The 25,721-nt window shown below is 69.6% G+C and carries 26 protein-coding genes; 17 read left to right on the forward strand and 9 right to left on the reverse strand.

Annotated features, from left to right (window positions below; translation table 11 throughout):
• Both AC5RV6_RS09365 and AC5RV6_RS09370 read left to right on the forward strand, forming a co-directional pair.
• Entirely contained in the window at nt 1-1,617 is a 1,617-nt protein-coding gene (locus AC5RV6_RS09365; RefSeq protein WP_494007390.1) for an amidohydrolase, read from the forward strand.
• A gap of 372 nt (nt 1,618-1,989) precedes the next feature.
• Nucleotides 1,990-2,718, forward strand: coding sequence for a polyprenol monophosphomannose synthase (locus tag AC5RV6_RS09370; protein ID WP_494007034.1), 729 nt, complete (start codon nt 1,990-1,992; stop codon nt 2,716-2,718).
• 62 nt (nt 2,719-2,780) lie between these two features.
• Here the strand turns inward: AC5RV6_RS09370 and AC5RV6_RS09375 are convergent, their stop codons facing one another.
• The 5 genes from AC5RV6_RS09375 to AC5RV6_RS09395 form a co-directional block, all read right to left on the reverse strand.
• Nucleotides 2,781-3,128 carry an RNA polymerase-binding protein RbpA gene (locus AC5RV6_RS09375; RefSeq protein WP_494007035.1) on the reverse strand — a complete coding sequence of 116 codons (348 nt, stop codon included), beginning with the start codon at nt 3,126-3,128 and terminating at the stop codon, nt 2,781-2,783.
• Between the two features lie 220 nt (nt 3,129-3,348).
• A complete protein-coding gene (locus AC5RV6_RS09380) occupies nt 3,349-4,383 on the reverse strand; it encodes an SPFH domain-containing protein (protein ID WP_494007036.1) in 1,035 nt (344 codons plus the stop codon).
• Between the two features lie 85 nt (nt 4,384-4,468).
• A complete protein-coding gene (locus tag AC5RV6_RS09385) occupies nt 4,469-4,978 on the reverse strand; it encodes an NfeD family protein (protein ID WP_494007037.1) in 510 nt (169 codons plus the stop codon).
• Nucleotides 4,979-5,125: 147 nt separating this feature from the next.
• Nucleotides 5,126-5,962, reverse strand: a complete 837-nt coding sequence (locus AC5RV6_RS09390) for a methyltransferase domain-containing protein (RefSeq protein ID WP_494007038.1) — start codon at nt 5,960-5,962, stop codon at nt 5,126-5,128.
• Nucleotides 5,963-6,129: 167 nt separating this feature from the next.
• Nucleotides 6,130-7,740 (reverse strand): HNH endonuclease, encoded by a 1,611-nt coding sequence (locus tag AC5RV6_RS09395; protein ID WP_494007039.1) that lies wholly within the window; start codon nt 7,738-7,740, stop codon nt 6,130-6,132.
• Between the two features lie 305 nt (nt 7,741-8,045).
• Between AC5RV6_RS09395 and AC5RV6_RS09400 the strand changes: the two genes are divergently transcribed.
• Nucleotides 8,046-10,217 carry a S9 family peptidase gene (locus AC5RV6_RS09400; protein WP_494007040.1) on the forward strand — a complete coding sequence of 724 codons (2,172 nt, stop codon included), beginning with the start codon at nt 8,046-8,048 and terminating at the stop codon, nt 10,215-10,217.
• A gap of 112 nt (nt 10,218-10,329) precedes the next feature.
• Here the strand turns inward: AC5RV6_RS09400 and AC5RV6_RS09405 are convergent, their stop codons facing one another.
• Entirely contained in the window at nt 10,330-10,968 is a 639-nt protein-coding gene (locus AC5RV6_RS09405) for a peptide deformylase (protein WP_494007041.1), read from the reverse strand.
• Nucleotides 10,969-11,038: 70 nt separating this feature from the next.
• On the opposite strand from AC5RV6_RS09405, the gene AC5RV6_RS09410 reads away from it, so the two are divergent.
• Nucleotides 11,039-11,608: an SOUL family heme-binding protein gene (locus tag AC5RV6_RS09410; protein WP_494007042.1), complete on the forward strand. Its 570-nt coding sequence runs from the start codon at nt 11,039-11,041 to the stop codon at nt 11,606-11,608.
• Nucleotides 11,609-11,722: 114 nt separating this feature from the next.
• On the opposite strand, the gene AC5RV6_RS09415 is transcribed toward AC5RV6_RS09410, so the two are convergent.
• Together AC5RV6_RS09415 and AC5RV6_RS09420 are read right to left on the reverse strand one after the other, a co-directional pair.
• On the reverse strand, nt 11,723-12,025 hold the full coding sequence (locus AC5RV6_RS09415) for a DUF4193 domain-containing protein (RefSeq protein WP_494007043.1): 303 nt from the start codon (nt 12,023-12,025) through the stop codon (nt 11,723-11,725).
• Nucleotides 12,026-12,779: 754 nt separating this feature from the next.
• Nucleotides 12,780-13,940: an alpha/beta hydrolase gene (locus AC5RV6_RS09420; protein ID WP_494007044.1), complete on the reverse strand. Its 1,161-nt coding sequence runs from the start codon at nt 13,938-13,940 to the stop codon at nt 12,780-12,782.
• A gap of 202 nt (nt 13,941-14,142) precedes the next feature.
• On the opposite strand from AC5RV6_RS09420, the gene AC5RV6_RS09425 reads away from it, so the two are divergent.
• The 10 genes from AC5RV6_RS09425 to AC5RV6_RS09470 all read left to right on the forward strand — a co-directional run bounded on the left by AC5RV6_RS09425 (nt 14,143) and on the right by AC5RV6_RS09470 (nt 21,803).
• A complete protein-coding gene (locus tag AC5RV6_RS09425) occupies nt 14,143-14,967 on the forward strand; it encodes an SDR family oxidoreductase (protein WP_494007045.1) in 825 nt (274 codons plus the stop codon).
• Between the two features lie 116 nt (nt 14,968-15,083).
• Nucleotides 15,084-15,857 carry a hypothetical protein gene (locus AC5RV6_RS09430; RefSeq protein ID WP_494007046.1) on the forward strand — a complete coding sequence of 258 codons (774 nt, stop codon included), beginning with the start codon at nt 15,084-15,086 and terminating at the stop codon, nt 15,855-15,857.
• A 173-nt stretch (nt 15,858-16,030) separates the two neighbouring features.
• Nucleotides 16,031-16,378 (forward strand): UBP-type zinc finger domain-containing protein, encoded by a 348-nt coding sequence (locus AC5RV6_RS09435; protein ID WP_494007047.1) that lies wholly within the window; start codon nt 16,031-16,033, stop codon nt 16,376-16,378.
• Nucleotides 16,379-16,512: 134 nt separating this feature from the next.
• Complete coding sequence (locus AC5RV6_RS09440) at nt 16,513-17,310, forward strand: SDR family oxidoreductase (protein WP_494007048.1); 798 nt, start codon at nt 16,513-16,515, stop codon at nt 17,308-17,310.
• Nucleotides 17,311-17,616: 306 nt separating this feature from the next.
• Complete coding sequence (locus AC5RV6_RS09445) at nt 17,617-18,510, forward strand: transporter substrate-binding domain-containing protein (RefSeq protein WP_494007049.1); 894 nt, start codon at nt 17,617-17,619, stop codon at nt 18,508-18,510.
• Nucleotides 18,511-18,612: 102 nt separating this feature from the next.
• The gene (locus AC5RV6_RS09450; RefSeq protein ID WP_494007050.1) at nt 18,613-19,755 is read left to right on the forward strand and encodes an ABC transporter permease; all 1,143 of its coding nucleotides are present in this window, start codon (nt 18,613-18,615) and stop codon (nt 19,753-19,755) included.
• Nucleotides 19,752-20,441, forward strand: coding sequence for an ABC transporter ATP-binding protein (locus tag AC5RV6_RS09455; protein WP_494007051.1), 690 nt, complete (start codon nt 19,752-19,754; stop codon nt 20,439-20,441). Before AC5RV6_RS09450 ends, AC5RV6_RS09455 begins: the two co-directional genes overlap by 4 nt.
• A 47-nt stretch (nt 20,442-20,488) precedes the next feature.
• Nucleotides 20,489-21,079, forward strand: coding sequence for a TetR/AcrR family transcriptional regulator (locus tag AC5RV6_RS09460; protein WP_494007052.1), 591 nt, complete (start codon nt 20,489-20,491; stop codon nt 21,077-21,079).
• Entirely contained in the window at nt 21,076-21,525 is a 450-nt protein-coding gene (locus tag AC5RV6_RS09465; protein ID WP_494007053.1) for a DUF3054 domain-containing protein, read from the forward strand. Before AC5RV6_RS09460 ends, AC5RV6_RS09465 begins: the two co-directional genes overlap by 4 nt.
• On the forward strand, nt 21,522-21,803 hold the full coding sequence (locus AC5RV6_RS09470) for an Lrp/AsnC family transcriptional regulator (protein ID WP_494007054.1): 282 nt from the start codon (nt 21,522-21,524) through the stop codon (nt 21,801-21,803). Before AC5RV6_RS09465 ends, AC5RV6_RS09470 begins: the two co-directional genes overlap by 4 nt.
• Nucleotides 21,804-21,887: 84 nt before the next feature.
• Here AC5RV6_RS09470 and trpD read toward each other — a convergent pair whose 3' ends face one another.
• Entirely contained in the window at nt 21,888-22,934 is a 1,047-nt protein-coding gene (gene trpD, locus AC5RV6_RS09475; RefSeq protein WP_494007055.1) for an anthranilate phosphoribosyltransferase, read from the reverse strand.
• Nucleotides 22,935-23,093: 159 nt separating this feature from the next.
• On the opposite strand from trpD, the gene ctaE reads away from it, so the two are divergent.
• The 3 genes from ctaE to qcrA all read left to right on the forward strand — a co-directional run bounded on the left by ctaE (nt 23,094) and on the right by qcrA (nt 25,721).
• A complete protein-coding gene (gene ctaE, locus AC5RV6_RS09480; RefSeq protein ID WP_494007056.1) occupies nt 23,094-23,732 on the forward strand; it encodes an aa3-type cytochrome oxidase subunit III in 639 nt (212 codons plus the stop codon).
• Nucleotides 23,733-23,810: 78 nt separating this feature from the next.
• Complete coding sequence (gene qcrC, locus AC5RV6_RS09485) at nt 23,811-24,602, forward strand: cytochrome bc1 complex diheme cytochrome c subunit (RefSeq protein WP_494007057.1); 792 nt, start codon at nt 23,811-23,813, stop codon at nt 24,600-24,602.
• 87 nt (nt 24,603-24,689) lie between these two features.
• Entirely contained in the window at nt 24,690-25,721 is a 1,032-nt protein-coding gene (qcrA, locus tag AC5RV6_RS09490; protein ID WP_494007058.1) for a cytochrome bc1 complex Rieske iron-sulfur subunit, read from the forward strand.

Raw genomic sequence — 25,721 nt, forward strand, 5'->3', positions numbered from 1 at the left:
ATGTACCGCAACGGGTCGGTCTACAGCACCGCGGACCCCCTCGCGACGGCCATGCTGGTCGACGGCGACACCGTCGCCTGGGTGGGTTCGGAACACGCGGCCACTTCCATCCTCGACTCCAAGATGCAGGTGGTGGACCTGCAGGGCGCCCTTGTCGCTCCGGGGTTCGTGGATTCCCACGTCCACCTGACCGAGACCGGGATCGGCCTGTCCTCCCTGGACCTCTCCGCGGTCCGCAGCCTGACTGAACTGCTCGACGCCGTGGCGGCCGCGGCGGCGGCGGAGCCGGCGGGGATCATCCTCGGCCACGGCTGGGACGAATCCGAGTGGCCCGAGCGCCGCGTGCCTTCCGCTGCGGAACTGGATGCCGCCTCCGGCGGGCGCCGGGTGTACCTGGCCCGGACCGACGTGCACTGCGCCGTCGTTTCCGGCGCCCTGGCGGCGGACCTTGGCCTGGCCGGCCATGACGGGTGGGAGGACGGTTTCGTCGTCCGCGACGCGCATACCGCTGCCCGGCGGGCCGCCCGCGAGTTCAGCCTTCCCGAGCGCGCCGCATACCAGCAGGCGGCCCTGCGGGCCGCCGCCGCTGCGGGTATCGTCGCCGTGGCGGAAATGGCCGCACCGCATATCGGCACGGTCGAGGACCTGCGTCAGCTGCTTGGCCTGGAGGGCAGCCTTGGTGAGGCTCCGCTTCCGCAGGTCCTGGGCTACTGGGGGCAGGCCGTGGCCACCGAGCAGGAGGCACGCGACGTCGCCGCCCTCTTCGAGGGCAGGCTGCGCGGGCTCGCCGGGGACCTGAACATTGACGGCTCCATCGGCGCGCGCACCGCCCGCCTCCGAGCACCCTACGCCGACGCCCCGAACGAGCTCGGGACCCTCTTCCTGAGCGCCGATGAGGCCGGCGCGCATCTGGCCGCGGCCACCGCTGCAGGCCTGCAGGGCGGCTTCCACGTCATCGGTGACGGCGGCCTCGACGTCGCCCTCGAGGCGCTCCGGATCGCTGCGAAGCTGCAGGGGGAGGAGGCGGTCCGGGCCCGGCACCACCGGTTTGAGCACGTGGAGATGGCCGACGACGCCGCGATCGCCGAGCTGGTCAGGTTCGGCGTTACGGCAGGCCTGCAGCCGGTCTTTGATGCCCTGTGGGGCGCACCGGACGGCCTCTACGGCCAGCGGCTGGGAGCTGATCGGGCCGCCGGCATGAACCGCACGGCGTCGCTGCTCTCCGCCGGCGTTCCGGTGGCCTTCGGTTCGGACAGCCCCGTCACGCCCCTGGACCCCTGGTCGGCGGTGCGGGCCGCGGTAATGCACCACAACCGGTCCGAGCGCGTCTCCGCGCGTGCCGCGTTCATCGCGTCCACCCGCGCCGGGTGGCGTGCCGCCGGCTCGTCCAACCCGATGCTGGGCCAGCTCGGTCCGGGAACCCCGGCGTCGTTCGCTGTGTGGGAGGTTGAGGAGCTGATGGTCCAGGCCGCCGATCCGACGGTCCAGGCCTGGAGCACCGACCCCCGGGCCCGGACCCCCCTGCTTCCGGCCCTGGACACCGACCACGCGCCGCGCTGCCTGCAGACGGTTCACCACGGCACCGAGCTGTACCGGGCCGGGGACTTCGGCGCCTGAGCCCGAAGAGATGTGCGTCACACTCGGGGTGATGCTTGGAGGCTTCACGGGTGCGCCCTAGGCTGTAGCCAGCGCGGACGCCCCCCAGGGGAGTGCCCGCCGTCACCTGACCGTTCAGGGGGACATGGACCCGCCTCCGGAGCCTGCCGTCACCGGCATGGTCCGGAGGAGGGCCGGGAGGCCGGAGCCGGGCACCGTCACTAGAAAACAGCCTCAGGGCTGGCACGAAGGCGGCGCTCCGGTTTCGGCCGCCGCCCGGTCCGGGGGCGCACGAACAGGTCCCATATACTGGAAGGCCGACGCGAAGACGGTTCTTCGCGTGCCCACGGGTCCTCGGACCCACGGGTCTCAGTCCGATGAAAGGCATCCTGCGTGCGCGTCCTGACCATCATTCCCACCTACAACGAGATCGAATCCCTGCCCGGTACGCTCCAGCGGCTGCGGGCGGCGGTTCCCGATTCCGATGTGCTGGTCGCGGATGACAACAGCCCGGACGGGACCGGTGCCTACGCGGACGAGATCGCCGCCAAGGACCCGGCCGTTCACGTCCTGCACCGCAAGGGCAAGGAGGGCCTCGGCGCCGCCTACATCGCAGGCTTCCGCTGGGGGCTGGAACGCGGATACGACGTCCTGGTCGAGATGGACGCCGACGGCTCGCACAAGCCCGAACAGCTGCCCCTGCTGCTGGAGGCCGCCGAAGCCGGCGCCGACCTGGTCATCGGATCCCGCTGGGTGCAGGGCGGCTCGGTGGTGAACTGGCCGCTGCACCGCAAGCTGCTCTCCCGCGCCGGCAGCACCTACTCGCGTTTCATGCTCGGCATCTCCACCCGTGACATCACCGCGGGATACCGCGCCTTCCGCCGCACGACCCTGGAGAAGCTGGATCTGGACGCCGTCGAGTCGGTGGGCTACGGCTTCCAGGTCGACATGACCTTCCGCGTCGCACGCATGGGCCTGAAGATCGTCGAAGTCCCCATCACCTTCGTGGAGCGGGAGCTCGGCGCTTCCAAGATGAGCGGCAACATCGTCGTCGAAGCCATCGTCAACGTCACCAAGTGGGGCCTGTCCGCCCGCTGGAAGAAGCTGACCGGCCGCCGTTAACGGCAAAAACGAGGGGCGGATCCGAATACGTTCGGATCCGCCCCTCGTTGTTCGCGCCGTCGTCAGGCGCTGGCGCGCTCTCCGCGCCGTTCGCGCAGGAGCTTCAGGCGGTCCTGAAGGATCTGCTCCAGCTCCTCGATGCTGCGGCGCTCCAGGAGCATGTCCCAGTGCGTGCGGACCGGCTTCTCGTTGGCGTTCTCGGGGCGTTCGCCGTCCACGAGGACCGCTTCCTTGCCCGACTTGGAGACCCATACCGGGGGCACCTCAGCCTCGGCGGCGAAGGTCACGAAGACTCGCTCGCCGTCCTCGCAGCGGTACTCGACACGCTGGCGAGGAGCCGGCTCGACGCCGGATTCGGTCTCCATGCTCTGCGCGCCAAGGCGCATGCCCCGCAGGCTACGATCGCTCATCTTTTCTCCCTCTTCGCTTCGAAGTCCCGCCCGGACTCCGGTGTAGTGCTTGTGGTGCCGGCCCGGACGCGGCGTTTGTATAACGCGGGCGGTCCGTCAGGTGTTCCCGCAGCGGGCCGCCTGGGCGCAGTACCCGGCAAACAACCCATTATACCCGGGACGGGCTGCGCCCCTGCCCGCTTTCCGGCGGTGCAGGGGCAAAGCCCGGTGCGTCCGGAGCCTAGGAGGGCCGGACCGTTCCGTCGGTGGCGGCTGCTGCCGGCAGGGTGCCTGCGGCTGCGGAAGCACCGGCGTCGGAGGCCGCGGCGGTGCCCGCTTCGGCGCCGGCGGCACTGCCGTTCCCGTTGCCCGCTGCGCTGCGCATGCCGTCGGGCAGCAGGTCGGTGAACCCGCCCTTCATGGTGCGCAGGGCATCGCCGAGCTCGCTGGGGATGATCCAGACCTTGTTCGAGCTTCCCTCGGCCAGCTTGGGCAGGGTCTGCAGGTACTGGTAGGCCAGCAGCTTCGGATCCGGATCGCCGCGGTGGACCGCGTCGAACACCTTCTGGATGGCCTGCGCTTCACCGTCGGCCCGCAGGATGGCGGCCTTGGCGTCGCCCTCGGCGCTGAGGATCTCCGCCTGGCGGCGTCCCTCCGCGGTGAGGATCTGTGCCTGCTTGGTGCCTTCCGCGGTGAGGATGGTGGCGCGGCGTTCGCGCTCGGCCCGCATCTGCTTTTCCATCGAATCCTGAATGCTTGCGGGCGGCTCGATGGCCTTCAGCTCGACCCGGGATACCCGGATGCCCCAGCGCCCGGTCGCTTCGTCCAGCACACCGCGCAGCTGCCCGTTGATCCGGTCGCGGGAGGTCAGGGCCTCTTCGAGGTTCAGGCCGCCGACCACGTTGCGCAGAGTGGTGGTCGTCAGCTGCTCCACCGCCTGGATGTAGTCGGCGATTTCGTAGGTGGCGGCCCGCGCGTCGGTGACCTGGAAATAGACCACGGTGTCGATCGAGACGACCAGGCTGTCCTCGGTGATGACCTGCTGGGGCGGGAAGGACACGACCTGTTCGCGGAGGTCCAGCAGCGGCAGCAGCCGGTCGACGAACGGAATAAGGATGGTCAGGCCCGGGGTCAGCGTGCGCTGGTACTTGCCCAGGCGTTCCACCACGCCGGCCCGCGCCTGCGGGATGATCCTGATGGCTTTGGAGATCACCACCAGCACGAAGATCACCAGGATCGCCAGGATCACGAGCGTGACGGTTGTTGCGGTTTCCATTTCCCCCCTCGGGTTGTGGTTGCACGCCGTCCTCCGGCGTGGCTGGAGCGTGCGCTCCGTCGGTCAGGCCTGAATCAGGCCTGGTTCAGGCTTCGCCGCCGGCGGCGGCGGCACCGCCGTCGTCGGCCGCGTGGCCGCCGTGGGCGGGCTGGACGACGGCGGTCGCGCCCTCGATGCGGGCGACATTCATCAGGGTTCCGGCGGCCACGGTCGAACCGTCAGCGGTGCGCGCAGTCCATACCTCGCCGGCCAGCCGGACGGTTCCCGCGGAGCCGCCGACCGTATCCAGCGCGACGGCGGACTCGCCGATGAGCCGGTCCACGTTGCTGCGGGTTTCCGCGCTGTTGCCTTTGAGGTGGCGAAGGGCCACGGGCCGAACCAGCAGGATCATCAGCAGCGCCACCAGGCAGAAAATCACGACCTGGAGGAAGAGCGGGGCGCCGAACAGGGCCCCGAGCATCGCGGCCAGGGCTCCCACGGAGAGCATCGCGAAGATCAGGTCCAGCGTGAGCGTTTCAACCGCGGCGAGTCCAAGGAACAGCACGAGCCACACTGCCCAGCCGTAGGTTCCCAACCACTGGTAAAGCTCTTCCATCTTCGGCGTACTCCTTTTGTTGCTGCTGCCTCGCGGATGCGAGGGGGTGATGCTGCGGGAGGCTGCTGTCCGACCATTCTGCCGTACCTGCGGCGCCCGGCACAGGGCGGGAGGAACCGGGTTGGTAACGTTTTTCCGCGCCGGCGCCTAGAGGGCCCGGAAGACCTGCAGGGTGAAGGCCGTGGTGACCCGTACAGGCGGCTTCGCGGCTGCCAGCGCCTCGTCGAGCCGGGACGCGTTGAGGTGATGCGCCGAGGGGCCCATGAGAGCCGCGTTGCGCAGGTCCGCAGCGGAGAGTTCGGGCTGCCCGATGATCTCCTCGCTGGACTCGAGGCGGAAACGGTCTGCCAGGGCTTCGGCGACCTGCTCGTCTTTGCCGCCTGCCACGTCGAGCATTCCGGCCAGGGTGCGCAGTTCCTCGAGGTGCTCGGCGCGCGGGGTGACCACGAGGAGAACTCCGCCGGGGGAGAGCACGCGGTGGAACTCGGCGGGGTTGCGCGGAGCGAAGACGTTCAGCACCACGTCAACTGATCCGTCGGCCAGCGGCAGGGTGCGCCACACATCCCAGACCAGGTGGATGCCGTCCGGCAGTGCGCGCGCGGCGCGTCGGAGGGCATACTTCGAGATGTCGAGGCCGATGCCGTCCGCCTGCAGGCCGGAGGCAACCTCCGCGAGGTAGTAGCCCGTGCCGGCCCCGGCGTCGAGCACCCTTTCCGCGCCGGGAACGGCTCTCCCGGCTGCGGCGGCGAGGGCTGCCGCCAGCGGGGCGTAGTGTCCGGCCGCGAGGAAATCCACCCGGGCCTGCACCATTTCGGCGGTGTCCGCCTGGAAGCGGGTGCCCTGCCCGGTCAGGAGGTTGAAGTACCCCTGTTTGGCGGCGTCGAAGCGGTGGCCGGCCGGGCAGACCAGCTCACGCGCGCGGCGGGTGTCCGGGATTGCCTCTCCGCAGACCGGGCAGAGCAGAAGAGGGCGGGAGGAAGGCATACATCCATCCTAGGCGTGGGCACATTCGCCCACGCAGTCGGACCAGGCTGCCGACCACTTCAGAAGCTCCTCGGACACCCCGCGCTTTCCGCCTCGCCCTTCGCTGCCCCTTCGCGGACCCTTCAGGGCCCCGAACGCAGGCAGCCTCAAGGGGCGAGATACCCCCTTCACGCCGCGGTCACCGAAGCGGTGGCGCTGCCGGACTCAGTCGTGGCCGTCGCAACAGGGCCTTCTGCGGTGCCCGAGCCGGGTAGCGCGGGTGGTGTCGAGGTGTAGGTGTGTCCGGTCGGGGTCGTGATGATCGTTCCGTGGGCGCTGGGCATCGAAGGGTCGGGTGGGGCGGTGGGTTCGGGTGTCGGCTGTCCGATGGGTGCCGCCTGATCGGGTGGTTCGGTGCCGGGCGGGGTTCGGTGGGTGGGGGTTGTGGTGGGGGTTGTGGTCGGGGTGGTGGTGGTCCAGCCGGGTGCCTGTTTGGCGTAGTTGCAGTTTTCGCACAGGCCCTGGCCGTTGAACGCTGCAGTGCTGCCGCCCCGTGCGTGGGGTGTCGCGTGGTCGATGTGGCGGATGGGTGCCCCGCACCAGGGGGTGCGGCAGTGCTGGTCGCGGGTGGTGATGAAGCGGGCCAGACCGGGTGGAAAGGCGCGGGCACGGGAGTCCATGGCGATCAGTTCCCCGGTCCCGGGCGCGGTGTAGAGCCGACGCAGGGTCAGGTCCGAGGGTCGCCGCTGCCCGGGCGCCGCCTGCCCCGCCCCTGCGCCTGCACCGAGGCCTGTTCCCATGACTGTCCCGGCGCCTGTTCCGGTGCAGGCACCGGTATCCGTCCCCGTGCCGGTGAGGGCGCGGTTGATGAGGTCTTTGGCCCAGGGGGCGGGTACGGTGTCGTAGCCGTGCAGCAGGGCCGGTTCGTTGTCTCCGTGGAGCAGGGCGCGGTCGGTGATGACCAGCTGCACTTCCAGCCGGGGCGGTTGGGACGGGTCGCGGCCGGTGATGCGTTCGATGAGCGTGTCCGCCATGACCTGGCCTCGGCTGCGGGGTTGTCCGCCGGCACCCGCCGAGCCACCCCTAGGGGCGCCGGCCGAGCCGCCCGCACCGGTACCGGCGGCACCTGTTGTGCGGGCGGTGTCAGCGGCCCGGGAGAGCGCGGCGTAGACGGCGACGCCTTGGGCGACGGGCAGCAGGGCGGTGAGCCAGCACATGGTGTCCGGAGCCGGGCGGAGGGAAACGTAGCGTTCGGCCTCGGCTTTGCGTGACCGGTTCACCACCGAGCGCGGGTCCAGCCGGTAGGTGTGGCGGCGCAGCTGCCCGATGAGCTGCCGGTCTCCGAGGCGTTCGACCTCGTCCAGGTTCCCGGCGACCAGCCGGTCCACCTCCGCCCGGTCAGCGGGGTCAAGGCAGGCGGTCTCGCGGGCGATCAGCGTGGCCCGCCACTCACTGATCCGCCCCGCGGCGAGCCCGGCAAGGGTGCAGGGCAGCTCCGTGACCAGGGCTTTGGCCAATCCGAGGTGCCGTCCGCCGCGGGCGGGGGAGTCGCGGCGCGCCAAGGCGACCTGCGCTCCCACGCCCCGGCCCAGCTGACCGCGCGGCACCCCGGCTGCTTCCTGCGCCCGCCGCTGCGAGATGTCCAGCCGGACCGCTGCCAGCGCCTGCCCGGCGGCGGCGGAAGCCTTCAAGTCCTCCAGCCCGCGCAGCACATCCACCAGCACCACGTCAGGAACCGAGGCCCGGCCCAGCACCTCGATCAGCTCCGCCACCGCGGCTCCGGCCGCCCCCACCAACACCCCAACCTCCGACGGGGCCCGACCGCCACGGCCACCAGACGCGGCTCCGACCCCGTTGCCTGCGGCAGAGCCAGCTCGGACGAAGCCGCCGGTGCCGGTGCTGGCTAAGGGGGCCACCCGCGGGCCATTATCCTCGAACATGTGTTCGAATCTATGCCCCCGAGCAGGCACCTGCAAGGGCGGCGGAAAGAGCCACAGCAAGTACTCGAGCGCACCCTTTAGGTATGGCACCAGCAGGCAACTGGCTTTCCATACGCCTGCAGGATCCGACCGGACGCCTCCCGCCAGCCGCTAGGCTCGGGTGCATGCAGCCACGTGACCTGGATCTCCTCAACTCCGTTTCCACACCCACCCTGCACCCTGCCGGTGACCGGTGCGTTGTCTCCGTGACGCGCCCCGACTTCCGCGCGGACGCATATGTGGGACAGCTGTGGAGCCTGCCGCTGGAGAGCGGCGGGCCGCGCAGGATCACGCGCGGTTTCCGGGATACCGAGCCCCTGTTCTCCCCGGACGGGGCGCTGCTCGGCTTTCTTCGGGCCGCGCCGGGCGGCCGCGCTCAGCTGTACGTCGTCGACGCCTCCGGCGGCGAACCGGTCCAGCTGACAGATCAGCCGCTGGGCGTGTCCTGGTTCCGGTTCTCGCCCGACTCGCGCCAGGTGGTTTTCGCAGCCCGGGTGCCGGAATCCGGCAGATACGGCACGATGGACGGTGTCCCCGCCCCGGCCGAAGATCCCCGGCTGATCACCCGCCTGAACTACCGCATGAACGGCGTCGGGTACCTCGCCGACAAACCGCTGCAGATCTTCCTGCTGGACCTTCCGGGCCTGCAGGACGAACCGTGGGTCCCCGCCGTCGGGCGTGCCGCAGAGCTGATCTCGGCGGCCGACGTCGCCGGACGCACCCCGGCTGCAGATACCGCCGAGCACATCCCGGGCGCCGGCAACGGCCTGCCCGCCGTCCGTCAGCTCACCCACGAGCCCACCGACCATTCCACACCGGTGTTCTCAGCGGACGGGTCCCGGATCCTGTTCGCCGCGTCCCTTCCGGCCGGGCACGACGGCGACCTGGTCACCGACGCCTGGTCGCTGAACCCAGCCGACGGGGGACTGCAGCGCCTCACCAGCGCGGACGGCAGCCCCCGGCTGAGCGTCTCCCATCCCGTGGAGAGCCCGGACGGGTCGCAGCTCTACTGCCTGGCGGGCGAGCTGGGGGAGAGCGGCGTGGACTTCGTCGCCCGGAACACCGCCCTTTACACGGCCCCTGCCGCCCAGCCCGAGCTGCTGCGGCGGCTCACGGATGTGGAGACCATCGACCTCGCCGAAGGGCCGGTCGTCCCGGTGGATGACGGCGCACTCGTGTTCAACCGCACCCGGGGCCGGGTCGAACTGCTCCACGTCACTGCCGACGGCGCCGTCCGGTGCCTGGCCGGAGGCGACCGCGTCATTACCGGGGCGGCGGCGATCGGAGACATGGTTGCCCTGGCCTACACGGACGCCGGGACCGCCGGAGCAGTTGCCGCTGTCGGCGCGCCCCTCCCTGCGGCGGATAACGACGGCGCAGCGAACCGACACGGTGCGGCCGACGACGGCGCGGCCAGCGACCTACCCAGCGCCGAGCGGGTGCTGGCGGACTTCTCCAACGCCCTCCATGAACGGACCACCGTGCTTTCCCCGGAGGAGCTGGTGATAGAGGGACCGGACGGATACCCCGTGCATGGCTGGCTGGTCCGCCCCGCCGGGGAGGGCCCGCATCCGGTGCTGCTGAACATCCACGGCGGGCCTTTCGCCCAGTACACCGGTGCCCTCTTTGACGAGGCCCAGATTTACGCCGCAGCAGGCTACGCAGTGCTGATGTGCAACCCCCGCGGCTCCGCCGGGTACGGACAGCAGCATGGCCGGATCATCAAGGAGGCCATGGGCACCGTGGACATGACCGATGTCCTGGCCTTCCTCGACGGCGGCCTCGGGCTGTACCCGGAGGTCCTGGACCGCGGACGGGTCGGCATCATGGGCGGCTCCTACGGCGGCTACCTGACCGCGTGGATCACGGCGCACGAGCACCGCTTCGCGGCCGCCGTCGTCGAGCGCGGTTTCCTCGACCCGGTCAGCTTCACCGGCTCGGCGGACATCGGCTGGTTCTTCGGCGGCCAGTACACCGGCACCGACCCCGAACGCGTGGCCGGTCAGAGCCCGATGGCGAAGGTCGGCCAGGTTCGCACGCCCACGCTGGTGCTGCACTCCGAGGAGGACCTGCGATGCCCCGTCGAGCAGGCGCAGCGGTATTTTGCCGCGCTGCGAAGGAACGGGGTTCCTGCCGAGCTGCTGCTCTTTCCGGGCGAGAACCACGAGCTCTCCCGTTCCGGGACGCCCTGGCACCGACGGCAGCGGTTCGAGCACATCCTGCGCTGGTGGCGGACCCATCTGCCGGTGACCGGCGCCGATCAGCTGGACGCGCCGCTGGGTGCGGCGGCCGGCTGAGCCGCCCGGGACGCTCGACGGCGGCGGACCGGCCGGGCGCGTCAGCGGCCGGGCGGCACGACGCCGGTGGACTGACGGATCGGGCCTGCCGGCGGCCCGGCCGTGCGCCGGGCTAGAATCCCAGCCCGGCCCGGGCTTCGGTGATATCCGGGCGGGCCCAGCGGCTCTGGTACTCCGCGGTGCCGGCCAGCGAACGGGTCACGACGCGGTCCACGTAGACGGTGCCGTCCAGATGGTCGCACTCATGCTGGACGATCCGCGCCTGCCAGCCGGCGAATTCGGCGGAGCGGGCGGCGCCGTCGTCGCCGGTCCAGTCCAGGGCGACCCGCCGGTACCGCTCCACCACGCCCTGGTACCCGTCAAAGGAAAGACACCCCTCGTAGAAGGACGCGGTCTGTTCCCCCAGCGCCCGCCACCGCGGATTGATCACCGCAAAATAGGGGAGCGGTGCCCTTTCCCGCACCTCCGCCACCGCCTCATCGACCGGGAAGGTGTCCTCCAGCACAGCCAGGCGCAGCGGCACCCCCAGCTGCGGCGCTGCCAGGCCAACCCCCGGAGCCTCGTGCATCACCCTGCGCATGAGCGTGAGGAACGCTGCGAGCTCGGCGTCGTCGAGCTGTCCCTCGAAGTCCACGGCAGGCCGCCGCAGCGCAGGATGGCCCAGCTGCACGATCGGCGGGAGGGCGCCGTCATCGGCGCTTTCCAGGAGGGAGAGCACCAGCAGGCGCAGGGCGGCGGTTTCCGGAGTCACCGGATCATCCTAGCCCCGGAGTGCCGCATCACTCTGGGCAGCGACGGCAGCTGACCGTACGCTTCGAAGAATGGGCAAGGAGCAGCTTTACACGGTGCTTGAAGAGTTCAGCAGATTCGAACTTCGCCACTATCCCGCCCATGTCATGGCTGAAGTGGCAGTGCACGCGTCCTTCACCGATGCCGCCACGGTCGCCTACGGCTTCCTGCACGGATATCTGCACGGGGGCAACCGCAGCCGGGCGGGCAGGCGCGACTGCCTGGTGGCGAACCTTCCGGTGGCCGTGGAGATGACCTCGCCGCTGATGCTGCGTGGCGGCGGCCTGCCCGGCGTCCATCTGGTCGGCTTCGCACTTCCGGCCGACTACGACCTCGACACGGCACCGCTTCCCAGGGACCCCGCTGTCGTCCTGAGGGGGGTGCCGGACAGACTCGGCGCCGCCGCCAGGCTGGGCGGCAAGTGGACCGATGAGGGGTTCCGGGCCGCAGGCCGCCGGCTCGCGGTGGAAGTGGCCGGAGAGGGCCTGCGCCCCGCAGGCGCACCGCGGTTCGCCCGGTTCGAGCCGCGGCCCGAAGCGCGGTTCAGGAGAGGCCGACGACGCGCGGAAGTGGTCGTGGACATCGCGCCGGCGGGACGCTGACGGCCGGCCTGGGAAGCGCTGTGGACCCCGGACAGCGGCGGACTCCGGACAGCAAAAAGGGCCCGGTGCCGCAGGATGTTCCTGGGCACCGAACCCTGTGCTCTGCCGGAAAGATCAGCCTTCGCAGTCCAGGCAGTACTTCTGGCCGTTCTTTTCCCGCGCAATCTGCGAACGGTGACGCACGAGGAAGCAGGACATGCAGGTGAACTCGTCCGCCTGCGGCGGGACGACCTTGATCAGCAGCTCCTCGCCGGAGAGGTCCGCGCCCGGGAGGTCGAAGCCGTCAATGGCATCGGACTCCTCGACGTCGATGACAGCCGTCATCGCACCGCCGCGCTGCTGCGCCTTCAGGCCCTCGAGGGAGTCTGTCGGCTGGTCTTCTTCTTTGACGCGCGGGGCATCGTAATCGGTAGCCATGAACTACTGGTCTCCTGAATGTGTGGGGGGTTTTGAGCGTAGATCATATACGTCAGGAACACCGGGACACCAAACGGACGCGAATTGTGAACCGCCACGCGGGTTTTTGGCAAGAGTACTGTGAGGTTCGTCGCCGAGCGGTCGGATCGAGCGGCCGGGGGAGGTCACCTGCGCCTGGCCGGGAGGAGGACGGCAGGGGTTCTCCGGGCCGGAGGAAAGCCTGAAGAAAGCCTGAAGAAAGCCGGGACGTAACGCCCGGTCGCCGAACCCGCCGTGGTTATGTCAACCAGCCCGGCGTGCCGGCCCCGCGGCAGCCAGCACGTGCTGATCTTCACGCGCTGATCTTCACGTGATGATTATGTCAATCTGCCGGAGCAGTCCGGAGCCTGGGGCTGCCGCCGCCGGGGGATTATGTCAACTGCAAGGTGACCGACGTCGGGCACCGGCCTACGGATCAGGGGATTATGTCAATTACCCGGCGGGCCTGGACGAGGAACCGGAGCCCCGGCGCATCGTCGACCGGGCAGACCCATCAGGTCCAGCGCGCAGCGGAACGAGCGGCGCCGGCGGAGGAAGGAAGAAAGAGAGCGACGGCGGCCAAGCAAGCCACGGAACGGCAGGAAAACACACACGCGCAGGGGGACACGCGTGGGTGCACACAGATACCCCTACTGGCCCCTGCCTTATGTGCCGATAATCCACATTATGTCAACTAAAGGCTGGAAGGGGCTCCCCCTCATCCTTCCCCCTGGGGTCAGGCGGCTTCCTGCAGCTCCGGGTGCGTCCGCTCCGCCTGCGTCCCTTCCAGCTGCACCTGCTCCGGACGGATCCATGCTCGCTGGTGCGGCTCCGGCAGCTCCGGCTGCATCCGCTGCGGATCCGTCCGGTCCGACTGCATAGGACGGCCGGTCACGGCGTCCACGAAGTCCACCGTCTCCGCCAGGACGGACCGGGCATCAGGCAGCTGCAGCTTGAACTGGTACTCATGTTCGAGGGACGGCCGGTGGTCCTTGGGCCAGAACCGGCCGATGACCGGAACACCCAGCTCCCGCAGCCGGTCCGCCAGCGGAATCGACTGATGCTCGGTCAGGTAGTCTCCGTTACCTCCGGATATATAGGTCGGCGGGAAGTTTGGGCCCACGTGGTCCAGGATCGACATGTGATCGGCAGCCGCCGTTGCGGTCCAGTCCTTCGCGCCCGTGTAGGCCCAGAGCACCGTGCGGAAGCCCCATCCGAGCGGGCCGGTCAGCAGGGCCATCGCCTGCAGGTCGTACACGCCGCAGAACAACAGCATCCCCCGCAGGTGCCTGGGCGCCGCCGCGGGAACGAGTCCGGTCAGCTCGGCGTAGTCCGGGTCGGTGATGGTGAGCGCCAGCTGGGCCGCCAGCTGGGCTCCGGCCGAATCTCCGGCCAGCACGATCCGCTCCGGATCGAAGCCGAACTCCCCCGCACGTTCCCGCAGGTAGCCCAGGGCGCTGTTCAGTTCGATGAGCGCCTGCGGATAGCTGGCTTCCGGGGAGATCGAGTACCCAACACCGACGACGGCGTACCCGTGGGCCGCGAGAATTTCCAGATACGGGGCGACGTTCTCCTTGCAGCCGGAGATCCACGCTCCGCCGTGCACCCAGACCACCACGGGCAGCAACTCCCCCGGCTCGGTGTCCGCCGGCAGGAAGATGTCCAGGGAGGGTCCGGCCGAGTCATCGAGGTAGGGCAGGCTGCGGTGCGCCACGGAATGTCCCACGGCAACGTGCCGCCTCAGCTTGCGAAGCTGCAGCTTGCCGCCGCTGGAGAACACGCTGCGGATAAAGAAGGCCGAGGGTCGGGGATCGTTGGCGATGACTGTGGCAGCCAGGGTTCCGGCTGCCGCGGCAGCACCCATGAAACCCGCTGCCACCCAGGGCAGGAACTTCATTTTTTCAGGTTAGGACGGCGGGACGGCCGGCTTTTTTGGCACTTCCAGCCGACGCCGCCGAATCATGGGGAACGCCGTGCGGAACCTCACGGCCGGGTGTGCCGGAAGGGACATGCGCGGCGACCCGCCTCTCCCCTGCCGGCCCCCGGATCCAACGCCGATCAGGACCGGATCCGACCGCTGTGCCTCCTACCCTCGAAATATGAGCGATTTCACCGTGCTGGTCACCGGCGCCAGCGGAAAGATCGGCCGGCAGGTTGCGACTGCGGCGCGTGCCCGGGGCTGGCGGGTCCGGGAAGGATCGCGGCAGGGCCGCCCCGCCTTGGACCTGACAGATCCGGTCAGCTGGCATCCGCTGCTCGACGGCGCCGATGCCGTCTTCCTTCTGCTGCCCGAGGGTGTGGGTGCTGATCCCCGCTTCGTCGAGCAGGCGGCCGACGGCAGGCGGCTGGTGCTGCTTTCCAGCCGCGGCGTCGAGGAAATGGGCGACCGGCGCCTGCTGGAGGCAGAAGAGCTGGTCCGAGGCGCCGCCCGTTCCTGGGCCATCCTGCGTCCGGACTGGCTGAGCCAGAACTTTTCCGAGGGGATCTTCGCCGACTCCATCCGCGCCGGCATCCTCAGCCTGCCCGTCGGCGCAGCTCCGTTCGCGTTCATCGACACGGCGGATGTGGGCGAGGCCGGAGCCGCCGCACTGGATCCCGACGGCGGCGCGGAGGGAACGCTGGAGATCACCGGCCCCGAGGCCCTGTCCTTCGATCAGGCCTGCGCGGTCCTCGCAGCGGCGTCGGACCGCCCGGTCGCCTTCGACGGGTCCGCCGACGCGTACCGCCGCGGGCTGCTGTCCGCCGGTGTCCCGGTCGAAGCCGTCGAAGCCGCGGTCACCGCCTTCTCCGCCCTGTCCGCGGGAACCAGGCCCACCGCGACGCTGCGGGACCTGACCGGGCGCCCCGGAATCAGCTTCCCGGAATTCGCCGCCGCCGCAGCAGCGGCGGGCGCCTGGTCCCTGCCCGCCGCCGGCGGGGCCTGAAAGCGGGAGCGGGCCGGGCACCTGCGGGCCGGACTGTTCCGCAGGCCCTCCGCCGCTTCCTACACTTCTCGGGGGTGCTTCATCAACTGACCGTTTCCACCCGGAAGGCCTGTCCCATGAGAGCATCACGTTTCCTTGCATTGCCCGTCATCACGCTTGGCTTCCTCGCCGCAGGATCCATGCCCGCCGTAGCCGACGAAGGCGTCTGGCAGGCGGACCTCGCGCCGGCCAACAACAGCGGTACCAGCGGCCACGCCTCCGTGGCAGTGCACGGTTCCGAAGCGACCGTGACCGTCCACGTCAGCGGGGCTGCCGCCCAATGGCAGGGCGCCCCGTTCCCGCATGCCCAGCACATCCACATCGGCGGGGCGGGCCTCTGCGCCGGCCCGGAAGCCGACGCCGACGGAGACGGTGCCGTCAGCTCCATGGAAGGCATGCCCCTGACGGGCTCCATCAGCACCTCCCTCACGCTCTCCGGAGACACCGGCCCGACGTCCTCCACCGCCGTCGACCGCTTCCCCGCAGGGCCCGCCTACAGCTACGAGCGCACCGTCCCTCTCGACGCCGCCACCCTGCAGGCGCTGCAGGCCGGCACCGCCACCTTTGAGGTCCACGGCGTGGACCCGGCTCTCCTCTCGTCCGCTGCACAGGCCAAGCCCAGCCCCGAGGATCCGTCGCTTCCGCTGGCAGCCACCCTGCCGGCGGCCTGCGGCACCCTGATGCCGTCGCAGGTTTCCGGCCTTCCCGCCGGAGCGGCCGACGCCGGCATCACCACGTCATCCGATACGGGACACCCGGCCGATGCGGCGCTTCCGCTGGCAGGAGCGCTCGCCGTCGGCCTGGCCGCGGCGGGCATGCTGCTCCCCCGCCGCGGACGGAGCCAGAACTAACCGGGCGGGTCGGAACCGGGCCAGGCCGGACCAGGTTCGTCCCACCCCGACCCGGGCAGGGCCGACGCCGGAGGCGGCAGCGACGCAGGGCTGTTGGCTGCCGCCCCCGGCCGTTACCGTGGAGCCCACGGGGTGGCCTGGGCAATGAGCATCAATGTGAGTATGGGAGCGTTATGGAACCCCTTCCCGGCATCAACCCCGCCGCACCGCCCAGCGGCCCCGGCTGTGCGGAGTGCACCCAATCCGGCGGGTGGTGGTTCCACCTGCGCCGATGCGCCGAATGCGGACACATCGGCTGCTGCGACTCCTCCCCCAACCGGCATGCCACCGCGCATGAGCAGCAGACCGGCCACCCCGTCATCCGCAGCTACGAGCCCGGTGAGGACTGGTTCTGGAGCTATGCGGACTCCTCGGTCTTCGAGGGCCCGCGGCTGGCGCCGCCGGAGTACCATCCGCTCGACCAGCCGGTGCCCGGCCCCGCCGGACGCGTGCCGGCCGATTGGCAGCAGCACCTGCACTAACGGGGCTGCCGGGCGCGCCGGCACACGACGCCGCCTCACCGCACAAGGCCCCGCCCGGGGCGAAGTGGGCAACGCCTCAGCCGTTTCCAGCGGCGGCATCCGGCCGCGCGCCGGGCCGGGTCTAGGCTGGAACTATGACACGTACATATATCGTCACAGGGTCCGCTTCCGGCATTGGAGCGGCCACCGCCGAGCTCCTGCGGGAGCGCGGCGAAAAGGTGATCGGCGTCGACCTGCGGAACGCAGACATCGAGGCCGACCTGAGCACACCGGAGGGCCGGCGCGACGCCGCCGACCGGGCCGTCGAACTCGCGGGCGGCACGGTGGACGCGGTCATCGCGTGCGCCGGCATCTCCGCTCCGGTGCCGCTGACCGTCTCCGTCAACTACTTCGGCGTCACCGAGTTCCTCGACAGGCTGGCCCCGGTGCTGGCCCGCAGCTCCGCGCCGCGCGCCGTCGTCGTCTCCTCCATGGCTTCGCTGCAGCCCAACAGCCCGGAACTCGTCCAGGCCATGCTGGACGGCGACGAGGCCGAGGCCCGGCGGATCGGCCAGGAGCTGGCGGACCAGGGGCCGCAGGTCGGATACCTTAACTACCCGTCCAGCAAGCGCGCCCTCAGCCGCTGGGTGCGCCGCGCCTCGATCAGCGACCTCTACGCCGGGAACGGCATTCCGCTGAACGCCGTTGCCCCGGGCACCGTGCTCACTGCCATGACCCGCGAGCTGCTGGCCACCCCCGAGGGCGTGGCCATGGTCGACGCCTCCGTGCCGATGCCGCTGAACGGTCACTCCGAACCCGTGGTCATCGCCCGCCTGCTCGCCTGGCTGGCCGGCGAGGAGAACACGCACCTTGCGGGCCAGACCATCTACGCCGACGGCGGTGCGGACGCCACCCTGCGCGGCGACGACATCTGGAGCGCTGTCCAGGCCTGAGGCATATCCAGGCCTGAGTACCGTCCAGGCCGGAGCCGCACCAAGACCTGGCTTCCGCCGGAGCTGCGCCGGATCCGTTATCGGGTCCGGCGCAGCAGCTTTCGGCGTCCGGCGGGCCGCATAGCTTAGCAGTGCAGGACACATTGGGCCCTGCACGCCACGACTAAGGCTGCAGTTTCCACCAAGTGGATCCAATTTCCGTTCTACCTGCGTGACGGCCACGGCCTCGTGCGCCTAGCGTCGCTCGATGGGCGCAACGACGCGCCCGGGCCACCCCGGCCCTGTACGACGCAAGGAGAACCACCCATGAAGAACCACACCCCCCTCACCCCGGCTCGCGGGAAAGCCGGCCTCCGCACCGCCGCCCGCCGGCTTGCCGTCCTGGCATCCGGCGGTGTCCTGCTGGCGGGCCTCACGGCCTGCAGCGCCCAGGCGGACGGCGCCGACAGCGGGCAGTCCGCGCCCCCGGCCGCCGGGCCGGGCGCCGACAGCCGCCTGGAGAGCATCAAGGCCGAGGGCGTGCTCCGCGTGTGCACCACGGGTGACTATCGCCCCTTTACCTATCTGGACCCCGAGAGCGGCGAATGGACCGGCATCGACGTCGACATGGTCCGCGACCTGGCCGACCGCCTGGACGTGGAGCCGGAATTCGTGCAGACCACCTGGAAGGACCTGATGCCCGACTTCCTGGCCGGATGCGACATCGGCGTCGGTGGAGTATCGATCTCGCTGGCCCGCGCCGAGCAGGCTTTCTACAGCGATCCCGTGCTCACCGAGGGCAAGACCCCGATCACGCTCTGCGGCAACGAAGAGCTGTACGACACCGTGGAGGAGATCAACCAGCCCGGCGTGCGCTCCATCATGCCGATCGGCGGCACCAATGAAGTCTTCGCCGAGGAGCACTACCCCAACGGCGACCTGATCAAGTTCGAGGACAACAACACGATCTTCGATGAAATCGTGGCCGGCCGGGCGGATGTCATGACCACCGATGCGTCGGAGACCCGCTGGGTGGCCAACGAGTATCCGGAGCTGTGCGCCGTCCATCCGGATAATCCCTTCAACTTCTCCCAGAAGGCCTACCTGCTGCCGCTCGGCGACACGGTTTTCCAGGAGTACGTGAACCAGTGGCTCGTCATGGCCGACGCCGACGGCACCTATGACGCCGCCAAGGAAGTCTGGTGGGGCCCGGAGTCCTGACGGGACGGGCGTTTTGTCGGACGCAGAGTATGTCTGACACGATGTCAGTATCTTGCTGACATCATGTCGGCATGCCTGCTCCGACAACCTCCGAGGTTTCCCATGTACCTAGCACTGCGCGAGCTTCGATTCGCGCGGGCCCGATTCGGCCTTATGGGCGGCGTCATCGCGCTCATCAGCGTCCTCGTGGTCCTGCTCTCCGGCCTCTCCTCTGGCCTGGTCAACGACGGCGTCTCCGGCCTCAAGAACATGCCGGTCACCGCGTTCGCCTTCAACGAAGGCACCAAGACCGACAATGCCTTCTCCCGCAGCATCGTCGACCGGGACCAGGCCGCTGCCTGGGCCGCCCAGCCCGGCGTCGACGCGGTCTCCCTGATGGGCTCCACGATCGTCAACGGAGCCGTCGACGACGGCACCCAGGTCGACCTGTCCCTGTTCGGCGTCGAGACGGACTCATTCGTCTCGCCCGAGATCGGCGAAGGCCGCGACGCCCAGGCGCCCGATGAGGTGGTCATCTCCCCCACCGGACTCGATGAGGGAATGCAGATCGGCGACGTCGTCACCCTGGACCGGATCGAAACCGAACTGACCATTGTCGGCGTCACCGCCGAGCAGGCCACCTTCGGGCACGTGACCATCGGCTTCCTGCCCCTGGAGACCTGGCAGTACATCGCCAGCGGCCTCGCCGAAGCCGGCGCGCCCACCGAGGAGCGGATCGCCGCCGTCGGCTTCGAGACGGCCAGCACGGTCGCCATCCTGGCCGAAGACGGCGCCGAACTCGACTTCGCGGCCGGCGACGCCGCCGCCGGCACCGTGACCTCCACCCTCCAGGAATCCTTCGACGCCTCCCCGGGCTACACCGCCGAGACCCTGACCCTGCAGATGATCCAGGTCTTCCTCTACGCCATCTGCGCGCTCGTGGTGGGTGCGTTCTTCACGGTGTGGACGATCCAGCGCTCCCACGAGATCGCCGTGCTGCGCGCCGTGGGAGCCTCCACGGGCTACCTGCTGCGCGACGGCCTGGCCCAGGCCGTCATTATTCTGGTGCTCTCCACAGTCGTCGGCGTCGCCGTCGGCCTTGGCCTGGGTGCCGCAATGCCCGCCGCCGCGCCGTTCGCCCTGGAAACCGGGCCGATCGCCGTCGCCACCGCCCTGACCATCGGCCTGGGCCTGATCGGCGCCGCCCTCGCCATCATCCGGATTTCCCGGGTGGACCCGCTCACAGCCCTTGGAGGACAGCGATGAGCACCACCGCATCCACGCTCACCACCACCGGGCTGGCCATCAGCCACGCCCACCTGAGCCTCGGCGACGGCGAAAACACCGTCAAGGCGCTGGACGACGTCAGCCTCAGGGTCGGCGCCGGGGAACTGGTCGCCGTCGTCGGCCCCTCGGGAGCGGGCAAGTCGAGCCTGCTGGCCGTGGCCGGTGCCCTCACCACCCCCGACGCCGGCACCGTCACCGTCAACGGCACCGACGTGAACTCGCTGAGCCGCTCGGCCGCGGCACGGTTCCGCCTGGAGAACATCGGCTTCGTCTTCCAGTCGGGGAACCTGATCCCGTCGCTGAAGGCCGCCGAACAGCTGGTGCTGATGCACCGGATGGTCGGAGGCGAGGGCGGTTTCGATCCGCTGCCGCTGCTGGCCGCCGTCGGCATGGACCACAAGGCCAGCAGCCGGCCCGACCAGCTCTCCGGCGGCGAACGGCAGCGGGTGGGCATTGCCCGCGCACTGGTCAACCGGCCCAGGCTGCTGCTGGTCGACGAGCCGACCGCCGCGCTGGACCGCCGGCGCAGCCAGGAGGTCGTCGAGCTGCTGGCCCGGGAGACCCACGAGATGGGCGTTGCTACAGTAATGGTGACCCATGATCATGACGTCCTGCACCACTGCGACCGGGTCGTGGAGATGGTGGACGGGCGTCTGATGAGCTAGATCCGCAGTGAAGAGGAGGGCCCGTGCCCCGCATTACCGCCCCTACCGTGGCAGAGCACAGGGCGGCGCAGCAACGGGCCCTCCTCGACGCCGCGCGCACCCTGCTCGCGCAGACCGGCGCCGCACCGAGCATGGCCGACGTCGCGGCGCTTGCCGGACTGGCCCGGCCCAGCGCCTACCAGTACTACAAGTCACGGCAGGATCTCCTCCATGCCCTGGTCCTGGACACCTTCCCGCGCTGGACGCAGCGGGTCCGCGCGGCCATGGACGCCTGCAGCCATCCCGCAGACCGGATCCTCGCCTACGTGCTCACCAACGTGGACCTCGTCGATGAGGGCGAACACGCCGTCGCGACCGCCCTGGTCAACGTCGCGCCCAGCGAGGAGCTGAACGCGGAGAGCACCAAGATGCACCAGCAGCTGCTGACCCCGCTGGTGGAGACGCTGGCGGAGCTGGCGGTACCGGATCCGGCGATGACGGCTGAGCTGATCAACACCATCGTCCACTCCGCCACCCGGCTGCTCGACGGCGGGGCACCGCGCAGCGAGGTCAGCGCCCGGCTGACCGAACTGCTTGGCCCGTTCGTCGAGGACCTCAAGGCCCGCGGCGGCACCGACGGAAAGACGGCAACCGCATGACCTCTCCCGCCCCCTCCCGTACCGCACGGTTCTGGCCCGCCGCCGCAGCCGCCGATGCGGCCCTGATCCTCCTCTTTGCCGGCCTCGGCCGCGACACGCATGCCCGCGGCCTCGATGTCGGCGGGCTGCTCGGCACGGCCTGGCCGTTCCTGGCCGCGGCGGCCCTGGCCTGGGCGGGACTGCGGCTCCAGCGCGGCCCGCTGCGCCTCTGGCCGCACGCGGTGGTGCTGTGGCTGGTCACCAGCCTTCTCGGCATGGGCCTGCGGTGGCTGGGCGGCGGCGGGACGGCCCTGAGCTTCCAGCTGGTCACCCTGGGCGTGCTGGGCGCCTTCCTGCTGGGCTGGCGGCTGCTGGCCGCCGCCGTCATCCGTGGGCGGGCCCGGCACGGTTCAGATAGGCTCGGAGACAGGACTTCGGCCCGCAGCTCTTCGAAAGGCACGCCATGATCACCGCGTTCGTACTCATCCAGACCGATTCCGCCCGCATCCCCGAATGCGCCGAGGAGATCTCCGAACTGCAGGGCATCAGCGAGGTGTACTCGGTGACCGGCGAGTGGGACCTCATCGCTGTTGCGCGGGTCCGCCGCCATGAGGACCTGGCGGAGACCATCGCGAACCGGCTCTCCAAGGTGGAGGGCGTCATCGGCACCACCACCCAGATCGCCTTCCGCGCCTATTCCAAGCACGACCTCGACGCCGCGTTCTCCCTCGGCTTCGACGAGTAGCCTGTTCCAACACTGAAGGAGGCGGCCCGCCGGGCCGCCTCCTTCACCGTGTCCGCGGCAGCGGCGCCGCGGCGCCGTCCTGCCTTACTGCGTAACAGCCACCCAGCGGGCCAGGGCGGCCGCCGCGGCGCCGCCGTCGATGGCCGCCGCCGCCCGCTCGATTGCGGCCGCCAGGCGGGCTTCCAGCGGCCCTTCCGCGTCCGGGTCCAGCGCCACAAGTCCGGCGGCCGCGTTCAGGACGACGGCGTCGCGCACCGGCCCGGCCTGTCCGGCGAGGACGTCGCGCACGACGGCGGCGTTGGCCTCGGCGTCGCCGCCGCGCAGGTCCTCAAGCCCGGCCCTGGGGATGCCCAGGTCCAGCGGGTCCACCGTGGTGCGCCGAACCTCGCCGCCGCGGACCTCCCACACGTCGGAGGGGCCCGTCGTCGTCATCTCGTCCAGCCCGTCACCGCCGCGGAAGACCAGGGCCCGGACACCGCGGGCGGCCAGCACGCCGGCCATCAGCGGGGCGAGCCGGGCGTCGGCGACGCCGATGGCGGAGGCGGCGGGACGGGCCGGATTGGTCAGCGGGCCCATGAAGTTGAAGGCCGTCGCCACGCCCATCTCGCGGCGGGGCACGGCGGCGTAGCGCATGGAGGGGTGGAACACCTGGGCGAAGCAGAAGGTGATGCCGGCCTCCACGGCCGCGCGGGCCACGCGCTCGACCGGCAGGTCCAGCCGGACCCCCAGGGCCTCGATCACGTCCGCCGATCCGGAGGACGACGACGCCGCGCGGTTCCCGTGCTTGACCACCTTGGCGCCGGCCCCCGCGCAGACCATGGCCGCCATCGACGAAATGTTCACGGTGTTGTGCCGGTCGCCGCCGGTGCCCACGATGTCGAGGCAGTCGCCGGGAACGTCGATCGGCCGCGCGTTCTCCAGCATGGCCTCGACCAGGCCGGTGAGCTCGCTCACCGTCTCGCCCTTCGCCCGCAGTGCCACCAGGAAGCCGGCGATCTGGGCGTCCGTGGCCTCCCCGGCCATGATCGTGTTCATGGCCCACCGGGTCTGTTCTGCCCCCAGGTCACCGCCCGCAATCAGGACGGAAAGCAGCTGCGGCCAGGTGTACTTCGGGCTCTGGATCGTAGTCACGCCCCCTAGGTTATCTACGTTTGGTAGAAAAAGCGGATTTGTTTCCGGTGGCGGACTTCCGCGCCGTTACTGGGATCCGCGCCCGTGACCGGCCATCCGGACGCGCCGTTGTCGCTCAGCTGTTGGTGAACCGGCCTGATTTACCGGCATAATGACTCTGTGACAACAGCGACCCATGCCCCCAGTACCCCGGCTCACCCTGCGCTGAACCGGCCGAACATGGTTTCCGTCGGAACCGTGGTCTGGCTGTCCAGCGAACTGATGTTCTTCGCCGCCCTCTTCGCCATGTACTTCACCCTCCGGTCGACTTCCGGCGACCTCTGGGCCATGGAGACGGAGAAGCTGAACGTCCCGTTCGCGTTCGTCAACACGGTGATCCTTGTTTCCAGTTCCTTCACCTGCCAGTTCGGCGTCTTTGCCGCCGAGCGCCTCCAGCCCCGCCGCACCGGCGGCATCTTCCAGCTCTCCCGCTGGGGAATGGTGGAGTGGTTCTACCTGACGTTCCTCCTGGGTGCGATCTTCGTTGCCGTCCAGGGCTACGAGTACGCAGTGCTCGTGTCGGAGGGAGTCTCGCTCTCCTCCAACGCCTACGGCTCCGCGTTCTACATCACCACCGGCTTCCACGGCCTGCACGTGGCAGGCGGACTGATCGCCTTCCTCCTCATCATCGGCCGTGCCTACGCCGCCAAGCGTTTCGGCCACTTCGAGGCGACCTCGGCGATCGTCACGTCCTACTACTGGCACTTCGTCGATGTGGTGTGGATCGGCCTGTTCGTCGTCATCTACTTCCTGAAGTAGACCTGCCGGCAGGCAGGACCCCCAGAACCGCCAGTGGTACGCGTACCCCTGAAGACCCCATAAGTTAGGAACCACCAAGTGAAGGCACTATCGCAAAAGCGACGTCATCCCATGGCAGTGCTGGCGCTGCTGCTGATGGCCCTGCTCGTTACCGGTGGCCTCTACGCAGTCGCAAACGGCGCAAACGAGGCCAAGGCTGAAACCCCCACCTACACGGCGGAGGACGTCACCGAGGGCGAGAAGCTGTTCATCTCCAACTGCGCCTCCTGCCACGGCATGGATGCCTCCGGCACGGAGAACGCCCCCTCGCTGATCGGCGTCGGCGCCGCGTCGGTCGACTTCCAGGTCGGCACCGGCCGTATGCCGATGCAGATGCAGGGTCCGCAGGCCCAGCAGAAGCCGGTCCAGTTCAACGATGAGCAGACCGCGCAGATGGCCGCCTACGTCGCCAGCCTCGGCGCCGGCCCCTCCGTTCCGGATTCCGAGTACCTCGATGCCTCCGCCGGCGACCCCGCCGAGGGCGGCGAGCTGTTCCGCGTGAACTGCGCCATGTGCCACAACGCCGCCGCCGCCGGCGGTGCGCTGACCCGCGGCAAGTTCGCACCGAGCCTGGACGGCGTGAGCGAGAAGCACATCTACGAGGCCATGATCACCGGCCCGCAGAACATGCCTGTCTTCAGCGATGCGAACATCTCCCCCGAGGACAAGCAGAACATCATCTCGTTCCTCAAGAACATCGAAGCCAACGGTTCCCCCGGTGGAGCGCAGCTGGGCTCGCTGGGTCCCGTGTCCGAGGGCCTGTTCGTCTGGACCGCCGGTCTGGGCATGATCATCGCTTTCACCATCTGGCTGACCTCCCGGTCATCCTAATCACCGCACTCACTTCACCCACCCGGGTGACTCACAGTTACACATAGGTCTATTCAATGCAGTTTCAACGTAAGGATGAGGGGGATCATGGGCGACCATAGTCACGGCAGTCCGAACACCTCGGGCACCGTAGCTACGGCTGGCCAGGGCAGCGAGGAGAAGTTCCCGGATCCGGGGCTTCCCCCGCACCGCCCTCGCCTGGCTGACACGGATCCCCGGGCCGAGAAGCGTTCCGAGCGGCAGGTGGCGATCCTTTTCACCATCTCCATCATCGGCACCCTGCTGTTTTTCTTCGGCTACTTCGGGATCAAGCTCGAAGGTGAACACACCATTGCGGATATCCGCCTGCAGAACCTCCTGCTCGGCCTGGGTACCGCGTTCGCCATGCTCGGCATCGGCGTGGGCATCGTCCACTGGGCGAAGACCCTGATGCCCGACCACGAGATCGTCGAGGAGCGGCATGAGATCCGCTCCGAGGAGAGCCGCGCCGTCGCCGAAAAGATGGTCGGCGACATCGTGGAGGAGACGGGCATCAAGCGCCGTCCCCTGATCCGCAACACCCTGCTGGGTGCTGTGGCCCTGGCTCCCCTGCCCGCAATTGCGATCTTCCGCGACCTGGGCCCGCTGCCCGGCGACGTCCTGCGCCACACCATGTGGGACGCCGGCGTCCGCCTCACCCGCGACCCCAGCGGCACCCCGATCAAGGCGTCCGACGTGACCCTCGGCTCGGCGTTCCACGTCATTCCGGAAGGCCTCAACGAGGCTGAGCACAAGCTGGAGGAGAAGGCCAAGGCCGTCGTCCTGCTGATGCGCCTGGATCCGGAAGAGCTGCAGGTCTCCCCCGGCCGCGAGGACTGGTCCGTGGACGGCATCGTTGCCTACTCCAAGATCTGCACCCACGTCGGCTGCCCGGTGGCCCTGTACGAACAGCACACCCACCACCTGCTGTGCCCGTGCCACCAGTCGACGTTCGATGTGACCCAGGAATGCAAGGTCATTTTCGGTCCGGCCGTGCACCCGCTTCCGCAGCTGCCGATTGCGGTGGACGATGAGGGTTACCTGATCGCCACCAGCGATTTCCACGAACCTGTCGGACCTAGCTACTGGGAGCGTGGCTGA

It is taken from the genome of Arthrobacter saudimassiliensis (assembly GCF_059090665.1).

Bases quoted from the DNA above. Each gene is read 5' to 3' on its own strand.
- AC5RV6_RS09365 (WP_494007390.1), top strand. From the start codon at position 1: ATGTACCGCAACGGGTCGGTCTACAGCACCGCGGACCCCCTCGCGACG.
- AC5RV6_RS09375 (WP_494007035.1), bottom strand. From the start codon at position 3,128: ATGAGCGATCGTAGCCTGCGGGGCATGCGCCTTGGCGCGCAGAGCATG.
- AC5RV6_RS09380 (WP_494007036.1), bottom strand. From the start codon at position 4,383: ATGGAAACCGCAACAACCGTCACGCTCGTGATCCTGGCGATCCTGGTG.
- AC5RV6_RS09385 (WP_494007037.1), bottom strand. From the start codon at position 4,978: ATGGAAGAGCTTTACCAGTGGTTGGGAACCTACGGCTGGGCAGTGTGG.
- AC5RV6_RS09390 (WP_494007038.1), bottom strand. From the start codon at position 5,962: ATGCCTTCCTCCCGCCCTCTTCTGCTCTGCCCGGTCTGCGGAGAGGCA.
- AC5RV6_RS09400 (WP_494007040.1), top strand. From the start codon at position 8,046: ATGCAGCCACGTGACCTGGATCTCCTCAACTCCGTTTCCACACCCACC.
- AC5RV6_RS09410 (WP_494007042.1), top strand. From the start codon at position 11,039: ATGGGCAAGGAGCAGCTTTACACGGTGCTTGAAGAGTTCAGCAGATTC.
- AC5RV6_RS09415 (WP_494007043.1), bottom strand. From the start codon at position 12,025: ATGGCTACCGATTACGATGCCCCGCGCGTCAAAGAAGAAGACCAGCCG.
- AC5RV6_RS09420 (WP_494007044.1), bottom strand. From the start codon at position 13,940: ATGAAGTTCCTGCCCTGGGTGGCAGCGGGTTTCATGGGTGCTGCCGCG.
- AC5RV6_RS09425 (WP_494007045.1), top strand. From the start codon at position 14,143: ATGAGCGATTTCACCGTGCTGGTCACCGGCGCCAGCGGAAAGATCGGC.
- AC5RV6_RS09430 (WP_494007046.1), top strand. From the start codon at position 15,084: ATGAGAGCATCACGTTTCCTTGCATTGCCCGTCATCACGCTTGGCTTC.
- AC5RV6_RS09435 (WP_494007047.1), top strand. From the start codon at position 16,031: ATGGAACCCCTTCCCGGCATCAACCCCGCCGCACCGCCCAGCGGCCCC.
- AC5RV6_RS09440 (WP_494007048.1), top strand. From the start codon at position 16,513: ATGACACGTACATATATCGTCACAGGGTCCGCTTCCGGCATTGGAGCG.
- AC5RV6_RS09445 (WP_494007049.1), top strand. From the start codon at position 17,617: ATGAAGAACCACACCCCCCTCACCCCGGCTCGCGGGAAAGCCGGCCTC.
- AC5RV6_RS09450 (WP_494007050.1), top strand. From the start codon at position 18,613: ATGTACCTAGCACTGCGCGAGCTTCGATTCGCGCGGGCCCGATTCGGC.
- AC5RV6_RS09455 (WP_494007051.1), top strand. From the start codon at position 19,752: ATGAGCACCACCGCATCCACGCTCACCACCACCGGGCTGGCCATCAGC.
- AC5RV6_RS09465 (WP_494007053.1), top strand. From the start codon at position 21,076: ATGACCTCTCCCGCCCCCTCCCGTACCGCACGGTTCTGGCCCGCCGCC.
- AC5RV6_RS09470 (WP_494007054.1), top strand. From the start codon at position 21,522: ATGATCACCGCGTTCGTACTCATCCAGACCGATTCCGCCCGCATCCCC.
- qcrA (WP_494007058.1), top strand. From the start codon at position 24,690: ATGGGCGACCATAGTCACGGCAGTCCGAACACCTCGGGCACCGTAGCT.